This is a genomic window from Candidatus Eremiobacterota bacterium (assembly GCA_031082125.1).
In the GTDB taxonomy this organism is placed as follows: domain Bacteria; phylum Vulcanimicrobiota; class CADAWZ01; order CADAWZ01; family Ess09-12; genus Ess09-12.
This window is the reverse complement of the sequence record JAVHLM010000031.1, coordinates 37,777-49,639: the sequence shown is the minus strand read 5'-3', so window position 1 is coordinate 49,639 and position 11,863 is coordinate 37,777. Positions and strand designations below refer to the sequence as shown.

Sequence of the window (11,863 nt, the reverse complement as noted above, 5' to 3'; positions counted from 1 at the left end):
GCCTCAAAAGGACGGTTTCTGCGATTTTTCAGCTCTTTGCCCGCGGAAACGCATCCAGCGCAGAGAAAGGGCCTTCTCCGTGAATGCGGAGGGGGAATCGGGTAAAGAGGGGGGGGGTGAATGAAGACTTCAAAAAAATATTTTCGAACCTTCATACCCTTTCAAGAACGACGGTCAGAGCGCCTGATTCCCTTTATTCATGAGCTCCGCTTGATTTAAGGATATCTGCAATCGAAGCGGCATTCTTCTTCATGGCCCTCTTGAGAGGCGTGATTCCCTCCTTGTCGGGCAGGTTGACATCTGCCCCCCTGGAGATGAGAAGCTTGACAATTCTTGCCTGAGCATACTCGACGGCGCTTCTTAAGGGGGTCCAGCCGTCATCGGCCTGGGCATTTATCGCCGCGCCCTTTTCAATCAAAAAGAGCACCACGTCATCCCTGTCTTTTGCAGAAGCCACCATCAGGGCTGTCGCGCCGTCATTTTTCCTGTCATTGACGGCGCCGCCTCTGGATACAAGATATTTCACCAGCTCAAGAAAGCCCTCCTGGGCAGAAATCATAAGCGCAGTATATCCTGAGTCATCTCTAGCAGTGATGTCGGCGCCTTTCTCCACGAGAGGCTTCATCAGGCGGATCTTGCCATTCCACGCCGCAAGATGGAGAGGGGTATTTCCTTTTTCCCCCTTCACATTCACCCTGGCATTGTGCTCGAGAAGATAGCTCTCCATTGCATCGTTTCCCAGGATCAGTGCTCCGTGAAGAGCAGTGGTCCCGAATTTATCAGCGCTGTTAATATCTGCCCCTTTCGAGAGAAGATAATCCGCGCATTTCTTTTTGGAATGCGCGACTGCCAGTGAAAAGGGGGTAATATTGTTATTGTCCTTTGCATTTATGTCAGCCCCGCTGGACACCAGGAACTCAACGATTTCAATGGAGTCCTGGGGCTTGGTAAGAGCCCAGTGGAGCGGCGTCCACCCGCTGTACTGTTCTTTGAAGCTTGCGAGCCCCTTGTTTTTCTCCAGAAACGCCTTCACCTTATCCGCTTCGCCCCTTGATGCCGCGAGGCACAGCTCGTCACCTTCGGAGCGCTGATAAGCCGCCTTCTGCGAGGCGCCCGAGAGCGCTTTCTCCGCTTCCTTGTTGTTATATTGCTTCGCAATGTTCAGGGGAGTCAGCCCGTAACTGTCCTTCTCTCCATTATGAGCGCCTCGCACGAGAAGGAACTCTATCAGGGAGGCGTTTCCCTTCATTGCGGCATAGTGCAGGGGCGTCCTTGAGAGGTCGTCCTTGAAATTGATATAGGCGGGGTTTTGATTGAGCAGCTTCCTCACCTCTTCGAGATTAGCCTGCTTCAGGGCGGTGACGAAGGGAGGCTCCACGTAGGTGCTTTTGGCGGAGGTGGTCTTGCCCTGAGCGGCATTATTCCCTCCCCCGGTCTGGTTTTTCTCCCATCTCTGCCACATCCACTTGTCGTAATCAAGATTCTGCGCCAGGACGCTTCCCGCGAGGATGCCGAGAAGAAGGATAAAAGCAATCGGGATGATGAATGACTTCATACCCACCTCCAGCCTCTTGATGGATAATAATATTCTCTCTCACCGCACAAGAACCTTCGCCGGACCGTTGAGCCTGACCGCATTGAGGGGATTTGCGCCGGGAGGGCTCATGGAACGACCCGCGTCATGGAATGAAGATTTTTCCCGAAGGTATTGAATTTTCCAGGGTCATATGGTATAATCCCAAAAGATAGTTCAGCACGCTCCAGCGTAGCTCAATGGCAGAGCATCCGGCTGTTAACCGGAATGTTGTAGGTTCGAGTCCTACCGCTGGAGCCAGTTTATATACTGCCGCAAAGAGCCGCGCATGCGGTTTTTTTCATGGCGCACCCAAAACGCAACAAAAAGTGCATAATTTTATTCGATTGTTGGATTAGCGCCCGTCAAGTAAGGCCATGGGCCATTCTCCGGGGCAGCAGGTTCTGCCTGTGTTCCGGTGCACCCATAGGGACAGAACCAAACGCTGCCTGATCGGAGAATGTCCCCCTGTCCTCTTGCCTTGAAGTGCCTAAGAACATTTGTCGCCAATCATAATGACAATAGATCCAGATATAGCTATGAACTGCTTTATGCACCGTGTTTACCACGGTGGAATTCGGACTGCAAGGGCGTCGGGCATTATCGCCAAGATCGCCAACTAATCGCCAACTAATCGCCAAGATCGCCAACCTGTTTCAGGATATAATGGCTTTTTCTCCCGCTTCCGACCTGGACAATGAGGCTCCTGTGCATAAGATCCTTCAGGTCGAGAAGTGCTCCTTCATCAGAGAGGCCTGTTATCTTCCGATATTCCCTGTTCGTTTTGCTTACCTGCTCAGCCATGTGCTTTTTCGCCTTACCTGTCACTCATGGAGTCCGTGGATCGCGAGATGCTCTTCTGTCATAATCCAATTTCATCCATTGCCCAGGCGCTCTCTCACTATATTGAAAAGGAGATCTGCCTGAAATTCCTGAACCTATCTCCTCAGGTGGCTAAATGGTTACAAAAAATGAAAAAATCGCAATAGAGAGAATTATTTTTTCAGTTCCTTTAAAGAGCCTTTTCCTGAACGCAGGAGAATAACTTCTAATGACGAAATCTCCGTCTGAAGCAAATAATAAAACTCAATGTACAGGGCTCCTGTTACATCTTTCCATAAACCTGAATAATCGATTACCTATAAAACGCACCAGATCCTATGCTCTGGGTTAAGCTGCATCTGCCGACAGACATTATTAACAGCTATACTTAATACTTCAATAAGAGGAGATTAAAATCAATAAATGAAAATTCTTTTGATTTATCCTCGCCTGAACTATCCGGCAAAAGCAGTGGTAACGCCGCCGCTTGGCATTCTTTATATTGCCTCTGTTTTAAAAAATGAAGGATTTGATGTAGACTTTCTGGATCTCACAAACTACAGTGAAATGCCTGATATTGAGCCATTTCTTAAAGATGTGAGAATCGTGGGGATGTCAGTGCCTTCTGCATTGGCACAGAAAGCTTTTGAGATTGCAGAAAAAGTAAAAAGGCATGGGATTTTCCTTGTGGCAGGAGGACCTCATGCCACTGCGCTCCCGGAACAAACACTGAAATCAGGTTTTGACGCTGTGGTTATTGGTGAAGGTGAGAAAACCATAGTTGAACTTGTAAGAGCCTTTGAAAAAGGACAGGATCTTATAAACATAAAAGGGATAGCCTTTATAAAAGACGGAAAATTCGTAGTGACAGAATCAAGACCATATATTGAAAATCTTGATGAATTGCCTGAACCGGCGCGGGAGCTTGTTGACTGGCCGCTTTATTACAGCCGATCTGTGTACTATGACTCTATTATTGCAAGCAGAGGCTGTCCTTACCGATGCTTTTTCTGCAAACCAATGCAGGATAAGCTTTTTGGCAAAAAAATACGGTATCGCTCACAAAAATCTGTTTTCAAGGAGATAAGCTCTTATAAAAAGATATGGGAGCGTTACAGTCCGCTTGCAAAAGTACCCGGAATGAAATTTCTTTTTGGGTTTTCGGATGATATGTTTCTTTCAAAGCATTCCTGGGTGGATAACTTCTGTAATGAGATATTGATTCAGGGAGTTGATTTCTGGTGGGGATGCAACGCTCGTATTGATGCTATCAGGGAGGAGCAGTTAAGGCGCATGATTGATGCGGGATGCAAAATGATTTGCTTAGGCGTTGAGAGCGGATCGCAGAAAACGCTTGACTTTCTCAGAAAGGATCTGTCAGTTTCAGACATATGTAAAGCCTTGCAGATCTGCAATAAGCTGGGTATAATCACGAATACGAATATTATTATAGGTTCGCCTGAAGAAACGAGAGAGGATCTTGAAGCCACCTACCACCTGCTGAAAGAGAACCGCCCCACTACGTGCCTTGTGTCAAGAGCCACGGCGCTTCCGGGTGCATATCTTTATGAATATGCAAAGGAAAAAGGATTGTTACAGAACGAGGTTTTTGATGAGAGATTTGATTATTTTTATACCAGGAGACCTCTTAAGCTTAAGTATCTCACTGAAGATGACCTTGATGAATATGAGCATAAAATAAGCAGTCTGTTCTCCAACAACGTAAACATGCATTTTTAACGGGGTGAAGAATGATGCAGGTGACTCATACCCCCGCCTACGGACAGTTCTATCTGCAGGATCCCGTGCACTATGACGAGATGGCAACCGCCCGTTTTACAGAGAGGGATTTCAGCAGAAGATTTCACTGCGGCCAGGGTATAGTGAGCATTTTCGTCATCAGCGAATTCTCGCCCATATCAGTTGAGGTGGAGCTCCTTCCGGGGCCGCCGGAACACCTTTTCACCCCTGGATGGGACAGGATCATCGAATGCACCGTCAGCATCAAATCCTCATCCTTCGTCCTGGCCGGATGTCCCGATGGACCCCATTATGGCAGATTCGGCGAGATCCCCTGCACCCCCGGTGAGTATGCCGCCAGAGTATTCTACGGGGGGCAGACGGCTTTTCACCACGATGGAAGCACAGGCGATTTCTACCGTATCGAGCTTTGGAGAAGTGAGCCTTTCGAGGCGCGTGAGATTTTTCCGGGGCCTTCGAAGCTGACATGAAAACCTCCCTGGCTCCGCTGCCCCTGGTCCAAAATTATCCAAGGCCGGCGGAAGAGGAGAATGCCCCCCGTAGCGCCGGGCGTCTCCTACGGCACCTCTTTCCTGATGTTCAGGGAGATGCCGCCGATGCTGACCTTCTGCTCATCGACGACTATCCTGGTGGCCTCTTCCTGCCCGGCGGCGTTCTGCTGCTCCTGGACCTTTTTCTCGAGCTTCTCTTTCGCGGAGGTCTTCTTTTCAGGATTAAGGGCGTAGAGCTTATCCTGGGTTCCTATGAATATGGTGCCGTCCTTCGCCACCAGGGGGCGGATCGTAAGAAAATTGTCGTCGCCGGTCTTCAGGACGTGCTTCTGCCTCCCCGTCTCGTAGTCGAGCACGTATATGTTCCCGTTGCCGCAGGCGGTGTAAATGTCTCCGCCGGGGCCGAAGGATGACGAAAAGTAGTTGTGGTCTCCCACCTCGAAGGACCATTTAGGGCCCGCCTCGGCGCGGCCCGTGTAACGCTCGATGCCCATGATCCTGTTCAGCGATTCGATGATGACCCTGCCGTCAGGGCCCACGAGGGGATGGAGGGGGTTGTTGGAATAAGAGGTGTATTTCCAGAAGATCTTTCCTGTTTCCCTGTCAAGGGAGTACAGGGTGCCGGGACCACCAATGTAGAGCGAGCCTCCCGGCGAGGTCACCGGCGGGAAGAGGCGGTTCTCAGCGCCCTTCCTGAAGGTCTTCAGCTTCTTGCCGCTGGCTGCGTTGAGGGAGAAGACTCTTCCCCTCTCGCAGGCGACATAGACTTTCCCGTCCGCCCCGACGGCAGGCTCGGTGAGCTGCTGCACGTCATCCTTCCTGAACTCCCATTTTTTTTCTCCCGTGGTGCTGTCGAGGGCGAAGAGATTATTCTGCCCCTTCACGTAAAGGGTGCCGTCTGCCGAGAGCACGGGGGTGCTCTCGTAGATTGAGCCCGTGCGGAACTCCCATTTCCTTGCCCCGTCTTTCCCGTCAAGGGCCGTGATGTGCCCGTCTTTCGAGGCAAAAATCACGGAGCCGTCACTGCCGGGGAGAGGCGACGATTCAAAAGCCTCGCCTGTGTCAAAATGCCATTTCTCCTTTCCCGTGGCGCTGTCGATGGCGCAGAGGCGGTTGTTGCCGCCCGCCGTGTAGAGCGTGCCATCAGGTCCCAGGGCAGGCGGGTATTTCATCCCGCCCTCAAGTGGCGCTTCCCACACCATGTGGTCCGGCTGCGGGCGCGTCTTCTGCATCAGGAGCTGCGCGGCGAGCCTCGCGTCCACGGCGGGCGCCTCTTCCTTCCCTGATGGGGTGAAGCAGTCCTGCGGCTGCGCGGCATTCTCATTTCCGGCCCGGGCAGCACTCTTTTCAAAGTGGAAGCGAGCTGTTGAGGGAGATATGTGATCGGCTTTCATAGGGGGCTCCTCTCGCTTGTTTCCTGTTGCAATAGATTATAACATAATAATTTGCTGCTGCATAGCGAGTCCGGCCCGCTTATTTCGAGCCGGTGAAAACAGCAGGCCCATCACTTCAGCGGAAGTAAAGCAGGAGACCCGGCACCCGGGCCCCGCCTTGCCTGCTGCGCGCGGCGCTCTCAAGGATGCCTGCCGATTGCATAGAGGCGGGGAACCAGCTTTGAAGGGAACAGGTTGGAGATATCGGCGCTCGCCGCGGTGCTCACGTACAGCCTTCCCTCCACAAGGGCGGGGTTGCCTCCCCACCACAGCTCCCCTTCCACGGCTGCAGGGTGTTTCCAGCGGGATTTTCCATCAGGTCCCACGGCATGGATGGTCCCCGGCACGCCTTTTGACCTGTCGCCCCGCACGGAATAATAAATCACCCCATTCCTGTCAATGGCTATCCCGGAGATACCTGAGCCTGCGTTCAAGGTCCATTTCACCTCGACTCGGTCTCCCCTGTCAGCCAGGGCATAGAGTTTCCCGAAGTCGGGGTATTTCGCCGCCTCAACCTGTATGCTTTGTGTTCCCATATAAATGGTGCCGTCCCCGGCAAGTCCCATGCAGGATACCCAGTGCTCCAGGGTGCCCGCGGGCCCGGCATGCATCACCCACTTCTCCTTTCCATTCCTGAGGGCCACCAGGGAGGCGCGCTGCTTCTTGAAGCCCTCAATGAATGCACCGGCGGCGTACAGGGTGCCGTCATCTGCAAGAGAGAGATGATCAAACCAGTGTCCCGTCTTGCTGAATCTCCACAGAATCTTCCCGTCCTGTCCCTCGTCACGGACGGCACCCACGGTGCCGGCACGGTCACCATAGTAAACTGCGCCGTCTCTGCCTATGGCACAGGCCGACCAGATGGCTCCCCCGGTTTCAAGCCTCCATTTCTCCTTCCCCTGGGGGCTCACCGCGAAAAGCCTGCCGCGGCCATGATCTGCCAATACTCCTCTCTGCGCTCCCCAGGTGCCGACATAGATTGTGCCATCCATACCTGCCACAGGCGCACAGTTGGATGTCCTTCCTTCAGAAAGGCTCGCTGACCAGAGAATATCGCCACTTTCGGGGCCAGAAGCGCTGCTGCGGGCTGTGCCCTGGTTATCGTGCCGGAAGGTGGACCAGGGAGAGCCGCCTTCTTTTTGTGCGCAGACCATTCCTGGTCCCGGCTCAAAGAGGAAGAGCTGCAGAATCGCAAGCAGCAGAGCAATAAAACGGAAGATATTTACTTGAACCATATCGTGTCGGCCTGCCACCGGTCTCCATTTTTCACCAGCGTGGTGAGAGTGCGGCCGTTTTTCATTTTGATCTTTGCGGTTTCTTTTCCCCCATGGGTGCTTATTTCAAAAGAGTCCACAAGCTCTTTTATGGTGTATCTGCCAACTTCACCCTGTGCTTGTTTTACCATGTCCCCGGTGATTCTGTCTTTTAACCGCGGGGTGAAGCATTCCTTCAGTTTCTCTGTATCGCCCTTTTTTATCAGGGTCATCTGGTAGGCGATCTCGCCTTCGGGCGTGCTTGTGTCCGGTTCTGCACCTGTTTCTGAGACTGGTGCGGGAGTCGCCGGGGAGGAGCTGCCTGCAGGTGATGAAGCAGAGTTATGGTCAGTTGCCGGCTTTCCCTGGCAGCCGTTGATAAAAAGAAAGGCAGCAAGTGCAATTATCACTGCGATCTTAACAGATGTTCCTGTGCACATAAGCTTTTCCCATCCCTTCCCGGTAATGTAGTGAATATGTGAAAGCTGCTTTTCAGCCTCCCCACAAGTGTAACAAAAAAGGCCCCTCAAGGCAAGATTCTCTTATGGAATTTCCCGGCTGAGGTGCCGGCATGGATAAAGGTGCCAACTGCCGGTGGAGAAATGGCATGCCATGAGTGGTTACCCGAGCACGGCTGACGCCCTGCTCGACAGGTTGAAAAGCACACAGGGCCTTGCCTTATTTTACAGGTGCAGCCTTTTTCAAGGCGCACCCAAGCCTGCTGTGCCATTCGTCTTTGCCAGATAGTACGCATAATAAAGCGGCAGATAATTCATCTTCTGTGACGGCTTTTCCTGAAAGGCAGCACTTGACAGAACCAGGCCTGAAGGGCACCCAGGGTATGTGTCCAGAAGGAGCCTGAGGCTTCTTTGCTTTCCTGGAGCCCCGCTCTTTACTTCTACCGGGTAGATGCGGCCGTTTCTCACGATCAGGTAGTCAACCTCAGCGGTACTGCCACTTTTTTCCCGGCTCCAGTAATGAAGGGACTCCTGGCCTCCTGCAAGAAATTCCTGGCCTACGAACTGCTCTGCAAGAGCTCCCCGGTAAATGTCCAGAATGTCAGCCTGCCTGATTTCAGTCTCTATCGGAAGTCCACAGAGATGCTGCATTAACCCCAGATCGACCATCAGAGCCTTGAAACGCTTCTCTGAAGCTGAAGCGCCTAGTGGAAGACCTGATGGCAATGCTGACGGCACTTTCGTGATAACACGCGCCAGACTGAGAAGCGAAAAAGCTTTTTTAATAGTGGGGATTGAATAACTGTCAGTCAACCTGGCATATTTTATCTGCCGGCCCACATTTTTCGCAATAGAAAACAACACTGCGTCAAGGCAATGTTTATCAGCATGGGGTGCATATTTTGAGAAGTCCTGCCGATAGGTGCTTATCAGGTCAGCCTGGATCTGAAAGGAATTGCGGAGCCTCCGGGTTTCTGCGTAAGAGAGAACACACTCCGGCATTCCTCCGATGAAGAGATAATTCCTCATCTCGTTGAGAAGAAGAGCATGGATGCTCTCGGGAAGCGGTTCAGGCTCTGACCGTATCACTTCGGCAGCCTTATCATTGCCTGTTGCCATAAGGTATTCAGGGAAGGACAGGGGATACATGTCAATGAACTGCACCCTGCCGACCGGGAAGGAACTGTCTTTCAGGGCAAACTCCAGCAGTGATCCCGCTGCAATTACATGCAACTCGGGGATCTCCTCATGGAAATAACGAAGCATTGTGAGAGCGCGAGGGCAGCTTTGAATCTCGTCAAAAAACAGTAGATCTTTTCCTGCTTCTATTTCAGCATTGAGAAGTATCTCCAGTTCCGACAGGACGCGGGATGCAACAAGGTTCCCCTGAAACACCTCATGCCAGTCAGGACGTTTTTCCAGATCTATCACATGGAGCCTGCCGGGGAAATAGCTCTGCCCGAAATCCATTACAGCCCATGATTTCCCTACCTGACGGGCTCCGCGAATTATCAAGGGCTTTCGGCGAGCGCTTTTCTTCCATTCGATGAGCCTGTCGGTTACAAACCTCTTCATTATTTCCCTTTCTCAACTTTAAGAAATTAAGGTCAATTTCTTGTTTAACCCTTAACAATTTCGGTGCAATAATTTTATACCCTCTTTATCAGCACCATATACCGCTGGATCAATAGGGTTACCATGCGGTGGATCATTTCAGCTGACAAGTGACGCAACAAAATCTTCTGAAAATCTTCCCCGCCGCAAAACCAATACGCGAAACAATCGTCACGTGAGGCCAGGGGCCATTCTTCCGGCCGGTTCTATTGACGCGTATCATGCTTACCAGCTGCTTGAAGCGTCTGCATTGCTCTTCGAGCAACAATTCGCCAGGGCGCTGAATTACTTTCTACTTCAGATTTTATTGCTGGCTGAAGATAATATCATAAATTCAGCTCAAGCATTCACAATACGCACGAGCTTTTCTGTCGCGACGACGAAGTTCTTATCCAACTGGCAACCATAATGAAGCAGAAGCTTTTCGAGAACATCAATCTTGCATTGTGTACGATCATCCTTCAGTCTGAGGAGAATGACTCCCCTGTGCTCTCTGCGTTCCCGATAAATCAATGAACCGAAGTCTTTATCACAGGTGATTATGATATAATTATCCTCGCATGCTCTTTTGAGTACTTCCTCATCGTCTATCCCACGGGCTTCCTTGTAGACAGAAAAAGCAGTATGTCCCTTCTGCAAGAGCCATCGTGCTACCCCCGGGCCAGTGTTTTCATCAATGATGAATCTCATCTACAAGGCCTCGGCGATGAGCGGCCCAAATGTCGTGTTATCAAGAGTCTCAGATGCGAAGAGAAGGCAGGCTGAGATATCTTCTCTGGAAAGGCCGTCGTACTCCTCAAGAATCTCATCTATTGTCGCCCCATGGGCAAGCAGCCCCAGGATGAAATTGACAGTGAGCCTCGTCCCTTTTACTACCGGCTTTCCTGTCATTACTTTCGGATTGATCACAATCCTCGCCATGAGATCCTGTTCTTTCATACTTCCTCCTCACAGAAGCTTCTCATACTATATTATACTTCCTTTCAGGCAGACTGACAATAAAAACTCAGAATCTAAGCCAGTAGCTCATCTATTACCTTGGCGAGCAACTTCAAGTGATAATATTGCACTGCTCCACTTTTGTCCAACAGGAAAGACAGAATACCAAATGAAATTAGCACACAGGGAAAGGAATGAGGGTTGAAAATGTCAGAAGCATTTCAGAACTTCTGCATATGTGACCTCACTGCACAATACGGCGCCGTCCTTGCGAATAGGATTAACGTCCTGCCAGAGCGACGCAAAGGACTGGAAGAAGAAATTGACCGGCAGGGCTTAACTGGCATCTCTACTGGCGAAATGCTTAAGATATTGCCTTACTGCCATGTGATTTGATTTTGATACACATTTCGATGAAAGAAAACTCGATAGCTTCCTGCGTCGTGCAGATATCTCGAAGGTCCTGAAAACACCTTTGCTTCTCTTCTTCACAGGATAGGATATATAGAAAAAATGGGAACAGGAATATACAGAATGAGAAGATCCATAAAGGAGGCCGGCCTCGCTCTGGATTTTCAATGTGACTCCTTTTTCAAAGCCATATTCTGGAGCCCTGAGTCATCTGTTCAGCCTGCAGGCAAAGAAAACTTCGGAACAAACTGTCACTGATCGCCTTAATCGATCCACCCATGATCGGCTAATCGATCCACCTGATTTCCTTTGCACCCCCTGGTGAAAATCTGACTGTACCCCTCCCTTGTCCTGGGCGCTTACCAGAATAATTTGATTTCTTCCGGGATCCCCCCTTTCTTTTCATAGTATGCTCACCCCTCCTAAGCCGCTATCTCTTTGAGCACATGAGAATTTTTGCAGCTTTCTCCCTCAATGATGAGGCGATATGCATTATCCCTCAGGCGGTCAACCATTGCAGAGGCAAGAATCTGGTTGGGGAAAATGTCGAGCCTGCCATAATGGCCCCGGATCAGTGAAGGGAGCTGCGGTCAGAAAATATCGCCGCCCCATATATAGTCGCTGAAGGAAGGCACGCGGTAACGCCCCACAAGAAAGGCCTCAGAGGTACGGGCTTTTGAAGAGAGCGCTTTGAGACTCCTCGCATCAGTCGGCAGTGGTGACTCCTTCACTTCAAAGGCTGTTTCCCTTTCCAGGATGAAGTCGATCTCCCTTCCCGTCTTTTGTGCATAGTAGGCAAGGCTGCCGTGTTGCCTGAGCTGGGTGAAGACGGCGTTTTCGAACTGCGCCCCCCCTCGAGAGCCTTGGCAATTGCCCTGCAGTCATCCCGCTCCACAGCATTGAAGAGCTCATTTTCCTCCATGTGACGACTCCTTTTTTTCATGACAACGATGGATTTTCCTGGCATGAAAGACATAAAGCATTTCGCGGAAACCGTCATTAATCCCTTATTCAGAAAGGGGCTTAAAAAGGAGTGTCCCCGATAAGCCGCAGGAAGCCGCCTGCTTCTTTTCTGATGGCCTGTCAAATAAGCGGCAGAAATAACGAA

At 50.9% G+C, this 11,863-nt stretch carries 11 protein-coding genes, 1 tRNA gene and 1 pseudogene; 3 read left to right on the top strand and 10 right to left on the bottom strand.

Features of this window, described 5'->3' with window-relative positions; all coding sequences use genetic code 11:
• Positions 1-193: 193 nt before the first annotated feature.
• Positions 194-1,555, bottom strand: a complete 1,362-nt coding sequence (locus RDV48_25765) for an ankyrin repeat domain-containing protein (protein MDQ7826235.1) — start codon at positions 1,553-1,555, stop codon at positions 194-196.
• Positions 1,556-1,759: 204 nt separating this feature from the next.
• Between RDV48_25765 and RDV48_25760 the strand changes: the two genes are divergently transcribed.
• Positions 1,760-1,834: transfer RNA gene (locus RDV48_25760), tRNA-Asn, on the top strand.
• 369 nt (positions 1,835-2,203) lie between these two features.
• Here the strand turns inward: RDV48_25760 and RDV48_25755 are convergent.
• Complete coding sequence (locus RDV48_25755) at positions 2,204-2,377, bottom strand: hypothetical protein (GenBank protein MDQ7826234.1); 174 nt, start codon at positions 2,375-2,377, stop codon at positions 2,204-2,206.
• 441 nt (positions 2,378-2,818) lie between these two features.
• Between RDV48_25755 and RDV48_25750 the strand changes: the two genes are divergently transcribed.
• Positions 2,819-4,135 (top strand): radical SAM protein, encoded by a 1,317-nt coding sequence (locus RDV48_25750; GenBank protein ID MDQ7826233.1) that lies wholly within the window; start codon positions 2,819-2,821, stop codon positions 4,133-4,135.
• Between the two features lie 11 nt (positions 4,136-4,146).
• The gene (locus RDV48_25745) at positions 4,147-4,626 is read left to right on the top strand and encodes a hypothetical protein (protein ID MDQ7826232.1); all 480 of its coding nucleotides are present in this window, start codon (positions 4,147-4,149) and stop codon (positions 4,624-4,626) included.
• Positions 4,627-4,712: 86 nt separating this feature from the next.
• Here the strand turns inward: RDV48_25745 and RDV48_25740 are convergent, their stop codons facing one another.
• From RDV48_25740 to RDV48_25705, 8 genes and pseudogenes are all read right to left on the bottom strand, one after another.
• Entirely contained in the window at positions 4,713-6,041 is a 1,329-nt protein-coding gene (locus RDV48_25740) for a PQQ-binding-like beta-propeller repeat protein (GenBank protein MDQ7826231.1), read from the bottom strand.
• A gap of 179 nt (positions 6,042-6,220) precedes the next feature.
• The gene (locus tag RDV48_25735) at positions 6,221-7,234 is read right to left on the bottom strand and encodes a PQQ-binding-like beta-propeller repeat protein (GenBank protein MDQ7826230.1); all 1,014 of its coding nucleotides are present in this window, start codon (positions 7,232-7,234) and stop codon (positions 6,221-6,223) included.
• A 68-nt stretch (positions 7,235-7,302) separates the two neighbouring features.
• Positions 7,303-7,773 (bottom strand): hypothetical protein, encoded by a 471-nt coding sequence (locus RDV48_25730; GenBank protein ID MDQ7826229.1) that lies wholly within the window; start codon positions 7,771-7,773, stop codon positions 7,303-7,305.
• 261 nt (positions 7,774-8,034) lie between these two features.
• Entirely contained in the window at positions 8,035-9,366 is a 1,332-nt protein-coding gene (locus RDV48_25725) for an AAA family ATPase (protein ID MDQ7826228.1), read from the bottom strand.
• Between the two features lie 378 nt (positions 9,367-9,744).
• Positions 9,745-10,095, bottom strand: a complete 351-nt coding sequence (locus RDV48_25720; GenBank protein ID MDQ7826227.1) for a DUF5615 family PIN-like protein — start codon at positions 10,093-10,095, stop codon at positions 9,745-9,747.
• A complete protein-coding gene (locus RDV48_25715) occupies positions 10,096-10,344 on the bottom strand; it encodes a DUF433 domain-containing protein (GenBank protein MDQ7826226.1) in 249 nt (82 codons plus the stop codon). It abuts the gene before it with no gap.
• A gap of 1,001 nt (positions 10,345-11,345) precedes the next feature.
• A complete protein-coding gene (locus RDV48_25710) occupies positions 11,346-11,486 on the bottom strand; it encodes a hypothetical protein (GenBank protein ID MDQ7826225.1) in 141 nt (46 codons plus the stop codon).
• A 3-nt stretch (positions 11,487-11,489) separates the two neighbouring features.
• Positions 11,490-11,636: pseudogene (locus RDV48_25705) on the bottom strand (DUF4143 domain-containing protein).
• Positions 11,637-11,863 lie beyond the last annotated feature (227 nt).